Genomic DNA, 16432 nt, shown 5'->3' with positions numbered 1-16432 from the left:
CAGCCCTCCCAGCCCGCCGCGCCGTCCGCCTCGGCCCCGGACGACCCCCTGGGCACGGAACCGTGGTCGCCCAGTTCCTCCTACTCGCCCCCCACCGCCGATCCGCTGGGCTCCGCCGCCGGCGCGCACGACCCACTGGGGGCTTCGTCCGGCACGCGCGACCCGCTGGGGTCCTCCCCGGGGCGCGACCCTCTCGGCGGGTCCGGTTCCGTTCCGTCGACGGGGGACCCGTTCCAGGGCCGCTCGTCCTACGACAGCGGGTCGATGAGCCGCTCGGACTACCCGGGGACAGCCGGTGCGCGGAGCGTGCCCCCCGCCGATCCGCTCGGCCCGGCGTTCCAGGCCCCGGCCCCGGACAGCGGCACGAGTTCGCCGATATGGTCCAGCATGGACACCGGGGCGCACCAGCGCTCCGAGCTCGGCTTCGGCGGCGGGCAGGGCGGCTCGGGCACGGGTCAGACCCCTCCGGGCGGCGCGGGCGATCCCGCCGACCCCCTTAGCGGGGGTTACCGGCCGCGACCGGAGACGTCCCACACCACCGGCGCGCACCAGCGCCCGGCCTACGACACGGGGTCCCACCAGCGTTCGGCCTACGACACCGGCGCCCACCAGAGGTCCTCCTACGACACCGGGGCGCACCAGCGCCCCTCCTACGACACGGGCGCCCACAGCCACGCCGACTACGGCGTGCCCGGCACCGGACGACCCGAGTACGACACCGACTCCTTCAACCGCAACGACTACGACACCGGAACCCACCACCGCTCCCCCTACGACAGCGGGACGCACCAGCGCCCCTCCTACGGCACCGGCGCCCACAGCCACGCCGACTACGGCGTGCCCGGCACCGGACGACCCGAGTACGACACCGACTCCTTCAACCGCAACGACTACGACACCGGAACCCACCACCGCTCCCCCTACGACACCGGTGCCCACAGCCGCCCGGTCCAGCCGGACCCCAACCCCCCGCTGTGGGGCCCCCAGGAGGACGGCGGCGCCTTCGGGGCCCCGGGCGTCCACGGCGGTCCCGGCGCGGCGGGTTTCCCGGGCGGGGCCGCGGGCCCCGCAGTCCCGGAGGCGCCGACGCCGTTCGACCCGGGGACGGTCGGCCAGCCCGCCTACCCGTCCGCGTTCCCCGGTGAGGCCCCCGGGTACCCGACGGGCGGTTACCCGGTGGACCAGGTGCGCGGGAACGCCCCGGCGGGCTACGGCGAACAGGCCCCGTTCGGCTACCCGGCCGCGGGCACCGGCGGCTACCCCGGTGCCCCGGGCGGCTACCCGGGCGGCGGCCAGCCCCAGCAGCCGCAGCAGCCCGGCTACGGTGGTTTCCCGCCCGCTCCGGACTGGCGGTCCGGTGAGGAGGAGCGGTACCCCGGCGGGCCGCAGGCGCCGGGGCCGTACCCGGTCGACCCGCACGACCCGCACGGCCACGGCCGCAACCGTTACGAGGGCGGGTACGAGGACGGCCGCTTCATCTGATCTTCCGGACGTCCGCAACACGCGGTAGCGACCCTTTTCCGGCCCCCGGCCGCGCGAGAGGTACATCACTTCACACCCCGAGGCGGTGGACGAACCCACCGCCTCGGGGTTTTCTCTGTCCCGATTTGTCCTCAGGACATGTGAAGACAGGAAAACGGCTACCGATCGGACAACAGACCGTAACGCTCCGTGGCGGATACTGGCTACAGTTGGTAGCGCGAAGGACACCCTCGGGAACGTCCTCTCGTCCCGCGTCTCCACGCACGCCCCCCGATCCGAACACCGCAGTCCCCGTGCGCCCACGTATCACTTGCCTGGTCCAACCCGAACGGAGTAACCATGCGCAACGACGCCCAGGGAGTCACGCCCGAGAGGCCGACCTCGGCCCCACCCGGGCAACGTTCCGACCGCCGCAGGGGGATCGCCGCCGACGTCGGCGCCTCACTGGTGGTCTTCCTGGTCGCCGTCCCCCTGTCCCTGGGGATCGCCGTCGCCTCCGGCGCCCCCCTCATCGCCGGGATCATCGCCGCCGTGGTCGGCGGGATCGTCGCCGGACTCGTCGGCGGGTCCGTGGTCCAGGTCAGCGGCCCCGCCGCCGGTCTGACCATCATCGTCGCCGACCTGGTCATGACCTACGGCTGGCGGGTGACCTGCCTGATCACCCTGCTGGCCGGGCTGGTCCAGCTCGCCCTCGGCGCCTTCCGGATCGCCCGGGCCGCCCTGGCCGTCTCCCCCGCCGTGGTGCACGGGATGCTCGCCGGGGTCGGCGCCACCATCGCCCTGGCCCAGCTGCACGTGGTCCTGGGCGGGGAGCCGCAGAGCTCGGCGGTGGCCAACATCGCCGACCTGCCCCACCAGATCGCCAACAACCACACCCCGGCCGTCGCGGTCGGCGTCATCACCATCGCGATCATGTTCACCTGGAACAAGCTGCCCTCCCTCGGGCGGCTGCGGCCCGCCGTGGTGCCCGCCGCGCTGGTCGCCGTGGGCACCGCGACCCTCATCTCCACCACGAGCGGCTGGCAGGTGCAGACCGTCGCCCTGCCCGGCTCCTTCGCCGACGCCTGGAACGGCCCGATGCTGCCCGAGGCCGGGCAGTGGGACGGCATCGCCCTGAGCGTGGCCGCCGTGGCCATGGTCGCCAGCGTCGAGTCCCTGCTCGCCGCGATCGCCGTGGACCGCATGCACAGCGGCCGCCGGGTGATGCTCAACCGCGAACTGTGCGGCCAGGGCGCGGCCAACACCATCAGCGGCGCCCTGGGCGGGCTGCCGGTGGCCGGTGTGATCGTGCGCAGCACCACCAACGTGCGCGCCGGGGCGCGCAGCCCGCTCTCGACCATCCTGCACGGCGTGTGGATCCTGCTGTTCGTCGCCCTGTTCGCGCACGTGGTCGAGCTGATCCCGATGCCCGCGCTCGCGGCGCTGCTGGTCTTCATCGGCGTGCAGATGGTCTCGATCGCCCACCTGCGCGACCTGCGCCGCCACCACGAGGCCAGCGTCTACCTGGTGACTCTGTTCGGCGTGGTGTTCCTGGGTCTCCTGGAGGGGGTGTTCATCGGCTTCGGGCTGGCCATGATCGTCTCCCTGCGCAGGCTCACCAAACTGACCGTGACCACCGAGGAACGCGACGGCCGGGTGCACATCACCGTGCACGGCTCGCTCACCTTCCTGGGCGTGCCCCGGCTCGCACACGTGCTGCGCACCGTCCCCGCCGGATCACGGGTCGACCTGGACCTGCACGTGGACTTCATGGACCACGCCGCCTTCGAGTCCATCCACGCCTGGCGGATGGACCACGAGCGCACCGGCGGCAGCGTCGACATCGACGAGGTGCACGAGAAGTGGTACACGCACAGCTCCAACCGGTCCGCGCCCGCCGCCAAGACCGCGCCCGGCGGCCTGGCCCGCTGGTGGGCGCCCTGGGACATGCGCGGTGACGGCGAGCGCGAGGTGAACGCGCTGGGCCTGCTGTCGGCCGGCGCCCGCGAGTACCACTCAAGCACGGCCGACCGGATGCGGTCGGTGATGAGCCGCCTCTCGCACGGCCAGAACCCGACCGCGCTGTTCATCACCTGCGCCGACTCGCGCGTGGTGCCCAACCTCATCACCGCCAGCGGGCCCGGCGACCTGTTCACCGTCCGCAACATCGGCAACCTGGTGCCGCCGCGCGAGGCCACCGACGACCAGTCGGTGGGCGCGGCGATCGAGTACGCGGTGAACGTGCTGCGGGTGCCCTCGATCGTGGTGTGCGGCCACTCGCACTGCGGCGCGATGCAGGCGCTGATGGACAAGGCGCACCTCGAACCCGGTGAGGTCCGGACCTCGCACCTGCGCGGCTGGCTGTCCAACGGCTCGGGGAGCCTGGCGCGGGCGGGCCGGGAGTCCGGCGCCCTGACGGGCCTACCCGTCGCGGAGGCGCTGCGCCGCCTGTCCCAGGCCAACGTGCAGGAGCAGATCGGCAACCTCATGAGCTACCCGGTGGTCCGCGAACGGGTGGAGGCGGGCGAGCTGGCCCTGACGGGGATGTACTACGACCTGGAGACGGCGAGGGTGCACCTCCTGGACGCCGGAACGGGGGATTTCGTCCCCGTGCAGGACGTCCAGGACGTGAACGACCCCGTGCCCCATCCGAGGGCGGATGCGGACCACGGGGATCAACTGGTGGAGGAGTCCTCCTCGGGAGCGTCGTCGCGTCCGTCCTGCTGAACGCCTGAAGCCTGGTAGGAGGCGAGCAGGACGATCACCACGATGGCCACGACCGGCAGACCGAAGAGAGCCACCCAGAAGGCGGTGGAGTCGAACAAGAGTCACCCATTCCCGTGAACGCGGATGCCCGCTGGGTCCGACCCCGGACGTCGGCCCACGGGCGTACGCGCTCCGGAGCTCGCCCGGGGTAGGGAGCGCAGGGGCCAATCTATCGGTGCCCGCGGGCACGGGGCCATCACCGGCGGGCTGTAGGACTGTACCCGTGTCCCAGGAGTGGCCCCTGGGCTCCGGGCCGACCCGCCGCCCCGTGGAGGACGCGGCCTGCGGCACCGCGCCCGGGGGGCCGGCCCGCCGGAACACCACGGGCGGCCCACCGCTCCGCTCCTGCGGTCCGGCTGATCCGCCGTCCGGAACAGAACCGGAACACGGCCGTCTCTCGCTCGCTGAACGCCTGGCCAAAGAGGTGTGTGAGGGGGAGTCGGCCGGTAAGCCGGATTCTGTCGGTTCCGAGGAACCGGGCGGCCATCCATCTGGGACCGCCGTTGCCGACGGCCTCGGTGCGGTCTACCCGCGGACTCGGGCGGGCCGCCCTCGAACATCCGCGCGGGAACCCGAAGGCTCCCTTTTTGACCTTGCTCCGGGTGGGGTTTACCGAGCCGACCGGATCACTCCGGCCGCTGGTGGTCTCTTACACCACCGTTTCACCCTTACCACCGCGAGCGGTGGCGGTCTGCTTTCTGTGGCACTGTCCCGCGGGTCACCCCGGGTCGGTGTTGCCGACCACCCTGCCCTGTGGAGTCCGGACTTTCCTCGAACACGCGCACCAGGCGCGGTCCGCGACCGCCTGGCCGACTCCCCTCGCCGCCCATTCTACGCCCGCCGCGGCGGCCCCGCTCCCCCTCGGGACCTCACTCCAGGTGGGCGGTGTCGTTGAGGGAGCGCACCACCATGGGCCCGTCGGCGAACACGTCCACCTCGGTCAGGCACGCGGTGTCCAGGTGCATCCTGTAAAGCGCCTCCAGCGGGGCGAGCAGAGCCTGCTGCACCAGCGCCTTGATGGGGGTCACGTGGGTGACCACCAGGACGGTGCGCCCCCGGTGCCGCTCGACCAGGGCCCGGCGGGCGGCGGCCACCCTGCGTGAGGCCGCGGCGAAGCTCTCCCCGCCGGGCGGCGCCGCCTCCGGATCGGCCAGCCAACCGTCCACCGCTGCCGGGGCCTGCGCCCGCGCCTCGGCGAACGTCATCCCCTCCCAGCCGCCGAAGTCGGTCTCGACGAACCCCTCGTCGATCTCCACCGCCAGCCCGAGCGCCTCGGCCGCGTACGCCGCGGTGTCCCTGGTACGGCGCAGCGGGGAGGACACCACCGCGTCGAACGGCCGCGGGGCCAGACGGCGCGCGGCCGCCCTGGCCTGCACGTGTCCGTCCTCGGTCAGCGGGATGTCGCCCCTGCCCGCGAAACGGCGCTCCACCGACAGCGGCGTCTGCCCGTGCCGCAGCAGGACCAGCCGGGTCGGCGCGGTGTCGGGCGGCACCCCCCAAGCGGTGCTCACTGCTCGGTCCGGCCGCCCAGACCCGACTCCTCGGTGCGGACCAGGATGCGGCGGCAGTCCTCGCAGCGCACGACCTCGTCGGCGGCCTGGGCGCGGATCTCGTTGAGCTCGACGGTGCTCAGCGCGAGCTTGCAGCCCCCGCAGCGGCCGTAGCGCAGCGGCGCCGCGCCCACACCGCCGTACTGGGCGCGCATCTTGTCGTAGAGGGCGAGCAGGTCGGCGGGGATCTCCTCGGCGACGCGCTCGCGGTCCTGGGTGGCCCGGGTGCGGTCCCACTGGATCCCGGCGGCGGCGGTGTCGCGGCGGGCCACGACCTCGGTGTGCTCGGCCACGACGCGCTCGCGCTCGGCGGTCAGGCGGGCCACCTCGGCGTTGAGCTCCTCGGCGCGCTCCATCACCTCCAGGACGATCTCCTCCAGCTCGGCCTGGCGGCGGCCCAGCGAGGTGATCTCCGACTGGAGGTTCTGGAGTTCCTTGGCGTTGGTGATCTGCCCCGACTCCAGGCGTTTGGCGTCCCGGTCGGCGCGCGTGCGCACCTGGTCGACGTCGCTCTCGGCCTTGCGCTGCTGGCGTTCGACGTCGGAGACCCCGGTCTGCGCGTTGATCAGCTCACTGTCGATCTGGTCCAACCGCTCCTTGAGCCGGGCCGCCTCGGCGACCTCGGGCAGGGTGCGCGCCCGGTGGTCCAGGCGCTGGAGGTCGGTGTCCAGGTCCTGGAGGGTGAGGAGTCTGGCCTGTGCGGCGGGTTCGGCTTTCACGTGTGACGTCTCCTGTGATGGCTGGGGAGGGCGAGTACGCCGCCCGCGCTCTACTCTGTGCAGTTTGCTCGGCGGCCCCGCGGGCCGGTGGACTCTCTCAGACGTGCGGGACGGCCTGTGACCAGGCGTCCGTGACCGCCGCCGAGACGCGGACCTCCACGTTAGCCCCATCCGGTCCGCCGGCGCGCCCGAGTGCGTCGACCAGACGGCGCGCACCGTCGGCCAGCCAGGGCCACTCGCTGGCGAAGTGCGCGGTGTCGACCAGGGCGGGGCCGCCCGGGTTCTCCACGAACTCCGAGGCGGGGTGGTGGCGCAGGTCGGAGGTGACGAACACGTCCACGTCGGCGGCCCGGGCCGCTCCGAGCAGGGAGTCCCCCGCTCCCCCCGACACCGCGACGGTGCTCACCAGGCGGTCCGGGTCGCCCGCGACACGGACCCCGGCGGCGGTGGCGGGCAGCCCGCGGGCCACCTGCTCGGCGAACTCGCGCAGGAGCACCGGCCGGTCCAGGACGCCGATCCGTCCGATGCCGCGGCGCCCCTCGGGGTCGGTGGCGTCGGGGTCCAGGGGCCGCAGCGGCCCGGTGACGCCGACCGCGCGGGCCAGCGCGTCGGACACGCCGGGCGAGGCGGTGTCGGCGTTGGTGTGCGCGGTGTACAGGGCGGTCCCCGACCGGATGAGCCGGTGCACGATCCGCCCCTTGGGGGTGTCGGCGGCCACGCTGGTGACACCGCGCAGCATCAGCGGGTGGTGGGTGATGATCAGGTCGGCGCCCCAGGTCAGGGCCTCGTCGACGACCGCGTCGACCGGGTCCACGGCGAACAGGACCCGCGTGACCCGCTGCGCGGGGTCGCCCGCCACCAGTCCGACCGCGTCCCAGGAGGCGGCCCACGCGGGCGGGTAGACCCGCTCGAAGGCGGCGGTGACGTCGGACAGGGTCAGGTGCGCGGAATCGGTGTTCACGGCCCCGACCCTAGCGCTCCCGCGACCGGTCGCGGTCCATCGGCGGTCGCGTTTCAGGGAGGGGCCAGGCGCGCGCCGACGTCCCGCAGGCGCTCGACGACCCGGGGCGGGGCGTCCAGCGTGAAGGGGACGCCGAGGGCCAGGGCCGCCGCCGTGTACTGGCACACCAGGTCGAGGGAGTCGGCGCTGATCCGGAGACGGCAGCGGTGGTCGTCCAGCGGTTCGACCCGGCCGGGCAGAGGGCCGTGGAAGCGGCTGTGGAAGTCCTCGGCGGACAGCTCCAGGGTCAGGTGCGCGGTGTGCCTGTAGACGCCCGCGGCGAAGAGTCGGGTGAGGAAGGCCGCCGGGTCCGGCGCGGGCAGCGGCCTCGGCTCGAACCGCCGGTGGGTGGGCCGCGGGCCGCTGACCCGGTCCACCCGGAAGGTGCGCCAGTCATCGCGGTCGGTGTCGTGCGCGATCAGGTACCAGTGCCCGCCGTGGGAGACCAGGTGGTGCGGCTCGACCCGGCGCCCGCGGGCGTTGCCCTCCCGGTCGCGGTAGTCGAAGTCGGTGACGGCCAGGTCGCGGCAGGAGGAGGCCAGCGCCCCCAGGACGGCGGGGTCCACACCGGGGACGTCGGGGTGGGGCACCGCGCTGGTGGCGCCGCCCACGGCGGCCAGCCGGGGGCGCAGGCGGGCGGGCAGGACGCGTTCGAGTTTGGCCAGGGCGCGCAGCGCGCTGTCCTGGAACCCGGTGGCGGTGGCCAGGCCCAGGGCGATCGCGACGGCCTCCTCGTCCTCCAACAGCAGCGGGGGCAGGTCGCGTCCCGAGGCCAGGCGGTAGCCGCCCGCCACCCCGGGCGTGCCCTCCACCTGGTAGTCGAGCCCGCGCAGCCGTTCGACGTCGCGGCGCAGGGTGCGGGCGCTGACGCCGAGCCGCTCGGTGAGCTCCGCGCCGCTCCACTCGCGCCGGACCTGGAGCAGGGACAGCAGCCGCAGCAGCCGCTGCGGCATCTCCCCGCGTACGGATCGGCCCATGAACGCAGACTGCCAGAGATCGCGGTCATGTTGTGACCGCATGGCTTCCTACGGTGGCCGACATGAACGAGAACAACGAGAACACGGGCACCAAGAGCACGACGGGCGACACGGACACGCTGCGGGACCTGACCCGACGGGTGAGCGGACCGGTGCACGCGCCCGGGACCGACGCCTACGAGGGGTCCCGCACGGGAATGCAGCTGCTGGACCGGCACCGTCCCGACGCCATGGTGGAGCCGGTCCACGCCCAGGACGTGCGCGCCGCCGTGGCCTGGGCCTCGGAACGGGGGCTGCGGGTGTCGGCCCAGCTCACCGGGCACGGGCTCGGCGCGGGTATGGGGGGCGGCGTCCTCCTCGCCACCCACCGCATGGACGGGGTGCGGGTGGACCCCGACCGCGGCACGGCGTGGGTGGAGGCCGGGGCCACCTGGCAGACGGTGGTCGACGCGGCAGCCGAACACGGATTGGCGCCCCTGTCGGGCAGTTCCCCCGCCGTGGGCGCGGTCTCCTACACGCTCGGCGGCGGTGTGGGGCTCCTGGCCCGCCGGTACGGGTTCGCCGCCGACCACGTGCGGCGCGTGGACCTGGTCACCGCCGACGGCCGCCTGCGGCAGGTCACCGGGGACGACGACCCCGACCTGTTCTGGGCGGTGCGCGGCGGAGGCGCGGGCGCGTTCGGCGTGGTCACCGGAATGGAGATCGACCTGTTCCCGGTCCCGCGGATCTACGGCGGGAGCCTGTTCCTGGACGCCGGAGCCGAACCGGAGGTTCTGCAGGCCTGGCGGCGGTGGGCCGAGTCGGTGCCCGAGGAGATGACCTCGGGGGTCTCCGTGATGGTCTACCCGGACATGGAGGGCGTGCCCGGGCCGATGCGCGGCCGCCAGGTGGCCCAGGTGTCGGTGGCCTGGTCGGGCCCGGTCGAGGAGGGGGCGAAGGTGGTGGAGCCGCTGCGCTCGGCCGCCCCGGTGCTGGCGGACACCCTGCGCGAGATGCGCTACGACGAGTCGGGCGCGGTCTTCGACGAGCACCGGGACCAGGCGGGGTTCCGCGGCCGCAGCGTGCTGGTGGACCGGCTGGACGGGAAGGCGCTGGCCGAGCTGACCCGTATGACGGGCGAGGCGCCGTTCTTCTGCGTGGTCTGGCTGCGCCACCTGGGCGGGGCGCTGGCCCGGGAGCCGCGGGTCGCCAACGCCGTCGGGCACCGGGACGCCGCCTACGCGCTGACGGTGCTGACCTTCGCCGAGGCCGGGGACACCGAGGCGATGCGCGACCTGCGCGAGCGGGCCGCGGCGCTGTTCGGGCCGCACGCGGTCGGCCGCTCGTCCACGCTGGGCTTCGGGCCGATGGAGGAGGCCGAGGTCCGCGAGGTCTTCGACGAGGACGACCGCACGCGGCTCGCCCAGGTCAAGGCCGCGTACGACCCGTGCGGGGCGTTCCACTCCAACCGGCCGATCCCGCCCGGGGGCTGGTGACCGTGGCGCGACCCGCGCAGGACCCGCCGCCGGGAGCGCACACCGCTTCCGGCGGCTCCGGTACGCCCCGCCCGCGACCGGCCCCCGCCTCCCCAGCCGGGCGGTGTGAGCACCGGCACGGACCGACGGCTCCGACCGGCCTCTAGGCTGGTTGGGCTATGGAGAAGAGCGAGCAGCAGCGGCCCACGTCCCCGGTCGGCGCACACGTCCCGGTCGCGGGCGGCATGGCCGACAAGGGCCTGGCCTACGCCGAGGAGATCGGTGCGGAGGCGGTCCAGGTCTTCGTGTCCAACCCGCGCGGATGGGCGACCAACGGGGGCGACCCCGCGCAGGACGCGCGGATGCGCGAACGTGTCGACCTGCCCGTGTTCGTGCACGCCCCCTACCTGATCAACCTGGGCACCCCCAGTGGGGAGACCGCCGAGAAGTCGGTGCGCTCCCTGGAGCACGCGCTGCGCCGCTCGGCCCGGATCGACGCGCTGGGGGTGGTCGTGCACACCGGTTCGGCCGTCTCCGGCGGGCGCGAGGCGGGCCTGTCGCGCACCCGCGAACGGCTGATGCCGCTGCTGGAGAGGCTGGGCGGGGACGTCCCGCCGGTGCTGCTGGAGCCGATGGCCGGTCAGGGCCAGGTGCTGTGCGCGACCATCGACGACCTGGCCGCCTACCTGGAGGTGCTGGAGTGGCACCCGCGCGTGGGCGTGTGCCTGGACACCGCGCACATGTTCGCCGCCGGGCACGACATCTCCACGGTGGAGGGCATGCGCGCGGCCCTGGACCGCTTCGGCGAGGCGGTCGGCGCCGACCGGCTGGGGGTCGTGCACTGCAACGACTCCAAGGCCGCGTGCGGCAGCTGCAAGGACCGGCACGAGAACATCGGCGCCGGGCACATCGGCGCGGAGCCGTTCGGCGAGCTGTTCCGCCACCCGGTGAGCGCCGGGGTGCCGCTGATCCTGGAGACCCCGGGTCCGGCCGGTCCGCACGCCGCCGACGTGGCCACGCTCAAGAAGCTGCGCGGGGCCTGAGGGACGGTCGTCGGGGCGGCTCAGTCCCGCTCGGCGGCGCTCCCCTCCGCCTTGCCCTCGGCCTCGGGCAGGACCGGGAAGAGGGCGGTGTCCACCTGGACGACGTCGGTGCCGGGATGGCTCTCGGGGGTCCGCCCCTGGAAGCGTTTCCCCCACGAGGCGAGGAAGTCGTTGAGCGCGTCGGCGAACTCGGCCGCCTCCTCCGGGGTCATCCGGGCGTGGCTGGTGGAGTCGTTGGCGGCGTCCTTCCACCTGCGCACCGCGGGCAGGTCGGGGCTGTCGGAGACCAGCGCGGTCCAGTCCGCGAACCTCCTGCGCTTCTGCTGGTAGAGGCGGTCCAGGACGGCCTGGGCGACGACCCGGGTCTCGGGGTTGCTCAGGAACTCGTGCCCGGACATGCTCCAGCCGCCGGGCCGCATCCGCCACCAGCGCTCGCGTCCGCCCGTGCGTCCCGGTTCGTTGTCGATGAACCCGTAGCGCGAGAGTTGGCGCAGGTGGTAACTGGTGGCGCCGCTGCTCTCCCCCAGGCGCTGACCCAGGATGGTGGCGGTGGCCGGGCCGTTGAGCCTGAGCTCGTCCAGCAGGCGGGCGCGCAGGGGGTGGGCCAGGCCCCGCAGGGCCCGGGCGCTGACCCGCATCTGCTGATGGGAGTCGGCGGGGACGTCGGCGTCGTCGGTCATGGCCCTCACCGTACTGGGGAACCCCTCCGCGAACAGTTCGCCGCAAAGCCCTCTCGGCGCTGCTGGCGCACGTGTCGCCCTCCCGGAGTGCGGCGGGTCAGCGCCCGTCGGCGGCGGAAGCCACGGCCTCGTCGCACAGCCGCGCGCACTCGGCGACGGACCTGCGGAAGACCAGGGGCGTGACCACCATGACCAGCCCGCCGACCAGGAAGGGCAGGGCGAGGTCGATCCGGCCCAGCAGACCGCCCAGCAGCGCGCCGACCGGGGACAGCCCCCACCCGACCATGCGGAAGGCCGCGGCCGCCCGGCCGCGCACGCGGGAGGGGACCACGGCCTGGAAGAAGAGGGAACCGGACACGTTGGTCACCGTCAGACACAGACCCATCAGCCCCCAGGCGAGGGCGGCGGACCAGGCGTCGGGCACCAGGCCCACCGCCAACAGGCAGGCGCCCATCCCCAGGTAGCCGCCCATCATGACCGTCCTGCGGCCGAGGCCCGCGACGAGCCGGGCGGCGAGCACGGAGCCCAGCACACCGCCGACCGCGATCGACGCCGTGAAGAGCCCGTACAGGGCCTCGGGAACGCCCAGCAACTTCTGGGCGTAGAGGACCAGCACCGAGGTGGCCATCTGGACACCGATCATGGACCCGGCGTTGTTGAAGGCCAGGCCCCGGGTCAGCGGTCGGCCGAAGACGTAGGCGAAACCCTCCCGCAGGGAGCGCAGTACGCCCCGGCCGGACTCCGTACCCTCATCACCCTCCGTGTCGGCGGTGGACCCGGCCGGGACGGGAACGCGCCGCAGCATGAGGGCGACGGTCGCCACGAGCACGGCGCACAGGGCGTAGGACAGGGCCGTCCCGGCCACGGGCAGGGCGGCGGCGACCGCGAAGAGCACACCGGCGACGGGGGTGGCCACACAGTCCTGGGCGACCAGGCGGCCGCCCTCCAGCCTGCTGTTGGCGCGGTCCAGCAGGCGGCCGGGCACGATCCGCGACACGGTGATCCGGGTGACGGGGTCGGTGACCGTCTCGCAGCAGATCACCACGAAGATCGTGGCGTACAGGGCCCACAGGGTGGCGCCGCCGGTGGCGATCAGCGCGGCCAGGGCGGTGACGGCGGTCGCGGCGACCGTGCTGGAGACCGTCATGGCGCGGAGGCGGTCGACCCGGTCCAGCAGCACGCCGGTGAACGGCGCGACGAGCAGCCAGGGCAGGAAGCGCGCCACCACCAGCCCGGAGACGGCGAGCGGGTCGTGGGTGAGGGTGGCGGCGATCAGCGGCAGGGCGGTGGCGAGCATGCCGTCGCCGAGGTTGGTGAGGGTTCCGGCCGTCCAGAAGCGGCGGAAGAGCCCGCCGAGGCGTTCGGTGCGCGGCGGCGCCGCGGAGGGTTCGGTGGCCATGGGGGGTCCTCCTGCGTTCGGGGGTGCCACCACCGTAAGACAAAGTTTTCTTTGCAAAGCTATACGTGCAGAGTTTTCTTTGCATTACTTTCGGGCGTGCCGCCGTCACCCGTTGACAGGAGCGCGGGAAAGGAGCCTCCCCGCCGCCGGAAGCCCTCCATGGGCGACAATGGAGGACGTACGCCCCGGGCTCCGGGGCGGGTTCCGGCTCAAGGAATGAGGTGTCGCCGGATGGACCCGGTCTCCATGGTCTTCGGAGCCACGATCGCTCTCGGCGGGTTCCTGTTCGGCCGCCTGCTGACCAAACGCCAGACGCGGGCGGCGCTCGACCAGCAGCGCAGGCAGGAGCAGGCCCGGGTCCTGGGCGCACCGCAGAACCCCCAGCCCCTCTGCGGCTGCGGCCATCACCTGGTCTTCCACGACCAGCAGAACAAGAGGTGCCAGACCCAGGTGGTCATCCCCGGCCGCTGGACCGGGCAGGCCAGCTCCACCTACCGCCAGTGCATGTGCCAGGGCTACCGGGGCCCGCTCCCCCTCGACGAGTACTACGCCCCCGACTACCTCAACGAGACCGACGGCTGACCGGGCGCGTCCCGTGCCCGTCGTCGGGGGTCGCGGCGCGGTCGTCCACAGGCGCTGACGGGGGCTGGCGCGGACCGGCCCACTCCGCTTTCCTGGAAGCGGGGAACCCGGGCGCGGCCGCCCCCGGGCCTCCTCCCTCCCGACCGCCGCCCCTCGCCTTCGACCGCAGAGACCGGCCCCGCGCGCGGGGCCGCGCCGCCCCGTTCTTTGCGAAACCGTCCCGTCGGGGACCCCGCGCCGCCTCCGCCGCTCCCCGCGCGGGAACCCGTGCGAGACCACCGCCGCAGTGCGCGAACCTGGGACACGGGGCCGACGGGATGACAATGTCCTTCCCCGCCACCAGAATGTCCCCGCACCGAACAGCCAGAGAGTGGACGTTTAACCAGTGACGACGCCTGTGACACCCACGATCGACCAGCGCATCGCCGAGGAACTCGGAGTGGGCGCGCACCAGGTCACCGCCGCCGTCGACCTGCTCGACAGCGGATCGACCGTGCCCTTCATCGCCCGCTACCGCAAGGAGGTCACCGGAGCGCTGGACGACGCCCAACTGCGCGCCCTGGAGGAGCGCCTGCGCTACCTGCGCGAGCTGGCCGAGCGCCGGACCGCGATCCTGGAGTCCATCCGCTCCCAGGGCAAGCTGGACGAGGCGCTGGAGGCCAGCATCCACGCGGCCGACTCCAAGGCCCGGCTGGAGGACATCTACCTCCCCTACAAGCCCAAGCGGCGCACCAAGGCCCAGATCGCCCGCGAGGCGGGGCTCGAACCGCTGGCCGAGGGGCTGCTGGCCGACCCCGGCCAGGACCCCCGGGAGGCCGCCGCGGCCTACGTCGACCCCGACAAGGAGGTGGCCGACGTCAAGGCCGCCCTGGACGGGGCCCGCGCCATCCTGGTGGAGCGCTTCGCCGAGGACGCCGACCTCACCGGGCTCCTGCGCGAGCGGCTGTGGGAGAGGGGCCGACTCGGCTCGGCCGTGCGCGAGGGCAAGGAGGAGGCGGGCGCCAAGTTCGCCGACTACTTCGCGTTCTCCGAACCGCTCACCGAACTGCCCTCCCACCGCGTGCTGGCCATGTACCGGGGCGAGAAGGAGGAGATCCTCACCCTCACCCTGGAGCCGGAGGACGCCCCGGCCGAGAACGCCGACGGCACCACGCCCCGCAGCACCTACGAGAACGCCATCGCCCACCACTTCGGGATAGTGGACCGCGGCCGCCCCGCCGACCGCTGGCTCCAGGACACCGTGCGCTGGGGCTGGCGCACCCGCATCCTGGTGCGGCTGGACATCGACGTGCGCATGCGGCTGTGGCAGCGGGCCGAGGACGACGGCGTGAACGTGTTCGCCGCCAACCTGCGCGACCTGCTGCTGGCGGCCCCCGCCGGGAGCCGCGCCACCCTGGGTCTGGACCCGGGCCTGCGCACCGGAGTCAAGGTCGCGGTCACCGACGCCACCGGCAAGGTCGTGGCCACCGACACGGTCTTCCCGCACGCCCCCCGCCGCGACTGGGACGGCGCCATCCACAGCCTGGCCGGGCTGTGCGCCGCCCACGCCGTGGAACTGGTCGCGATCGGCAACGGCACCGCCTCCCGCGAGACCGACAAGCTCGCCGCCGACCTGATCAAGCGCCACCCCGAGCTCAAGCTCACCAAGGTGATGGTGTCGGAGGCGGGCGCGTCGGTGTACTCGGCCTCGGCCTACGCCTCCGAGGAACTGCCGGACCTGGACGTGTCGCTGCGCGGCGCCGCCTCCATCGCCCGCCGCCTCCAGGACCCGCTGGCCGAGCTGGTCAAGATCGACCCCAAGTCGATCGGGGTCGGCCAGTACCAGCACGACCTGGCCGAGACCAAGCTGTCTCGCTCCCTGGACGCGGTGGTCGAGGACTGTGTGAACGGCGTGGGCGTGGACGTCAACACCGCGTCGGTGCCGCTGCTGACCCGGGTGTCGGGCGTGACCTCCACCCTGGCGCGCAACATCGTCGCGCACCGCGACGCCAACGGCCCCTTCCGCACCCGCGAGGCGCTGCGCTCGGTGCCGCGCCTGGGCCCCAAGGCCTTCGAGCAGTGCGCGGGCTTCCTGCGCGTGCCCGGCGGCGACGACCCGCTGGACGCCTCGGCGGTGCACCCCGAGGCCTACCCGGTGGTGCGGCGCATCCTGGACCGTGTGGGGACGGACCTGCCCTCGCTGATCGGCGACAAGGACATGCTGTCGCGGGTGCGCCCGCAGGACTTCGTGGACGACACCTTCGGTCTGCCCACGGTCACCGACATCCTGGCCGAACTGGACAAGCCCGGCCGGGACCCGCGCCCGGCCTTCACCACCGCCACCTTCAAGGAGGGCGTGGAGAAGCTCCAGGACCTGGCCCCGGGCATGCTCCTGGAGGGCGTGGTCACCAACGTGGCCGCGTTCGGCGCGTTCGTGGACGTGGGCGTGCACCAGGACGGCCTGGTGCACGTGTCGGCGCTGTCGTACAAGTTCGTGGAGGACCCGCGCGACGTGGTCAAGCCGGGCGACATCGTGAAGGTCAAGGTCCAGGACGTCGACATCACGCGCAAGCGCATCTCCCTGACCATGCGCCTGGACGACGAGGCGCCCGCGCGCGGCGGCCGGGGCGGCCGCGAGGAGCGCGGCGGCAACGGCGGCAACGGCGGCGGTCGTCGTAACAACGGCGGCGGTGGCCGTCGCGGCAACGGCGGCGGACGCGGCCGCGACAACCGCGAGGGCGCCGCCCCGCAGGGCGCGATGGCCGAGGCGCTGCGCCGCGCCGGCCTGGGCGAGTAGCGCCGAGGGGGCCGGCCGCCCACGG

At 73.7% G+C, this 16432-nt stretch carries 12 protein-coding genes, 1 other RNA gene and 1 pseudogene; 6 read left to right on the top strand and 8 right to left on the bottom strand.

Annotation, left to right across the window (positions count from 1 at the left end; genetic code table 11):
* Positions 1-1482: pseudogene (locus tag ABD54_RS28310) on the top strand (hypothetical protein); the annotation flags it as partial.
* A 339-nt stretch (positions 1483-1821) separates the two neighbouring features.
* Positions 1822-4188, top strand: a complete 2367-nt coding sequence (locus ABD54_RS11055; RefSeq protein WP_047869362.1) for a bifunctional SulP family inorganic anion transporter/carbonic anhydrase — start codon at positions 1822-1824, stop codon at positions 4186-4188.
* On the opposite strand, the gene ABD54_RS28550 is transcribed toward ABD54_RS11055, so the two are convergent.
* The 6 genes from ABD54_RS28550 to ABD54_RS11035 form a co-directional block, all read right to left on the bottom strand.
* A complete protein-coding gene (locus tag ABD54_RS28550) occupies positions 4137-4286 on the bottom strand; it encodes a hypothetical protein (protein WP_200904092.1) in 150 nt (49 codons plus the stop codon). The two genes, ABD54_RS11055 and ABD54_RS28550, sit on opposite strands and share 52 nt — an antisense overlap.
* Positions 4287-4658: 372 nt before the next feature.
* Positions 4659-5044: RNase P RNA component class A (rnpB, locus tag ABD54_RS26695), an RNA gene on the bottom strand.
* Between the two features lie 52 nt (positions 5045-5096).
* The gene (locus tag ABD54_RS11050) at positions 5097-5738 is read right to left on the bottom strand and encodes a histidine phosphatase family protein (protein ID WP_047869361.1); all 642 of its coding nucleotides are present in this window, start codon (positions 5736-5738) and stop codon (positions 5097-5099) included.
* Positions 5735-6496: a zinc ribbon domain-containing protein gene (locus ABD54_RS11045; RefSeq protein WP_047869360.1), complete on the bottom strand. Its 762-nt coding sequence runs from the start codon at positions 6494-6496 to the stop codon at positions 5735-5737. The genes ABD54_RS11050 and ABD54_RS11045 overlap by 4 nt, the downstream gene beginning before the upstream one ends.
* 97 nt (positions 6497-6593) lie before the next feature.
* Positions 6594-7457, bottom strand: a complete 864-nt coding sequence (locus tag ABD54_RS11040) for a Nif3-like dinuclear metal center hexameric protein (protein WP_047869359.1) — start codon at positions 7455-7457, stop codon at positions 6594-6596.
* 53 nt (positions 7458-7510) lie between these two features.
* Entirely contained in the window at positions 7511-8473 is a 963-nt protein-coding gene (locus ABD54_RS11035; protein WP_047869358.1) for a YafY family protein, read from the bottom strand.
* Positions 8474-8535: 62 nt separating this feature from the next.
* Between ABD54_RS11035 and ABD54_RS11030 the strand changes: the two genes are divergently transcribed.
* Together ABD54_RS11030 and ABD54_RS11025 are read left to right on the top strand one after the other, a co-directional pair.
* Positions 8536-9948 carry an FAD-binding oxidoreductase gene (locus tag ABD54_RS11030; protein WP_047869367.1) on the top strand — a complete coding sequence of 471 codons (1413 nt, stop codon included), beginning with the start codon at positions 8536-8538 and terminating at the stop codon, positions 9946-9948.
* A 158-nt stretch (positions 9949-10106) separates the two neighbouring features.
* Positions 10107-10970 (top strand): deoxyribonuclease IV, encoded by an 864-nt coding sequence (locus ABD54_RS11025; RefSeq protein ID WP_047869357.1) that lies wholly within the window; start codon positions 10107-10109, stop codon positions 10968-10970.
* A gap of 20 nt (positions 10971-10990) precedes the next feature.
* Here ABD54_RS11025 and ABD54_RS11020 read toward each other — a convergent pair whose 3' ends face one another.
* A complete protein-coding gene (locus tag ABD54_RS11020) occupies positions 10991-11650 on the bottom strand; it encodes a helix-turn-helix domain-containing protein (RefSeq protein WP_047869356.1) in 660 nt (219 codons plus the stop codon).
* A 97-nt stretch (positions 11651-11747) separates the two neighbouring features.
* Entirely contained in the window at positions 11748-13049 is a 1302-nt protein-coding gene (locus ABD54_RS11015) for an MFS transporter (RefSeq protein ID WP_047869355.1), read from the bottom strand.
* 231 nt (positions 13050-13280) lie between these two features.
* Here ABD54_RS11015 and ABD54_RS11010 point away from each other — a divergent pair, with 231 nt between their 5' ends.
* Together ABD54_RS11010 and ABD54_RS11005 are read left to right on the top strand one after the other, a co-directional pair.
* Complete coding sequence (locus tag ABD54_RS11010) at positions 13281-13631, top strand: hypothetical protein (RefSeq protein WP_047869354.1); 351 nt, start codon at positions 13281-13283, stop codon at positions 13629-13631.
* Between the two features lie 397 nt (positions 13632-14028).
* Positions 14029-16407, top strand: a complete 2379-nt coding sequence (locus ABD54_RS11005; RefSeq protein WP_200904091.1) for a Tex family protein — start codon at positions 14029-14031, stop codon at positions 16405-16407.
* The last annotated feature ends 25 nt before the right edge of the window (positions 16408-16432 follow it).

It is taken from the genome of Nocardiopsis sp. RV163 (assembly GCF_001029525.1).
GTDB classification, from domain to species: Bacteria; Actinomycetota; Actinomycetes; order Streptosporangiales; family Streptosporangiaceae; genus Nocardiopsis; species Nocardiopsis dassonvillei.
This window is presented reverse-complemented; position numbering and strand designations above follow the sequence as displayed.

Excerpts from the sequence above, each read along its gene's own strand:
- ABD54_RS11055 (WP_047869362.1), top strand. The coding sequence starts at position 1,822 with ATGCGCAACGACGCCCAGGGAGTCACGCCCGAGAGGCCGACCTCGGCC.
- ABD54_RS11035 (WP_047869358.1), bottom strand. The coding sequence starts at position 8,473 with ATGGGCCGATCCGTACGCGGGGAGATGCCGCAGCGGCTGCTGCGGCTG.
- ABD54_RS11030 (WP_047869367.1), top strand. The coding sequence starts at position 8,536 with ATGAACGAGAACAACGAGAACACGGGCACCAAGAGCACGACGGGCGAC.
- ABD54_RS11025 (WP_047869357.1), top strand. The coding sequence starts at position 10,107 with ATGGAGAAGAGCGAGCAGCAGCGGCCCACGTCCCCGGTCGGCGCACAC.
- ABD54_RS11020 (WP_047869356.1), bottom strand. The coding sequence starts at position 11,650 with ATGACCGACGACGCCGACGTCCCCGCCGACTCCCATCAGCAGATGCGG.
- ABD54_RS11015 (WP_047869355.1), bottom strand. The coding sequence starts at position 13,049 with ATGGCCACCGAACCCTCCGCGGCGCCGCCGCGCACCGAACGCCTCGGC.
- ABD54_RS11010 (WP_047869354.1), top strand. The coding sequence starts at position 13,281 with ATGGACCCGGTCTCCATGGTCTTCGGAGCCACGATCGCTCTCGGCGGG.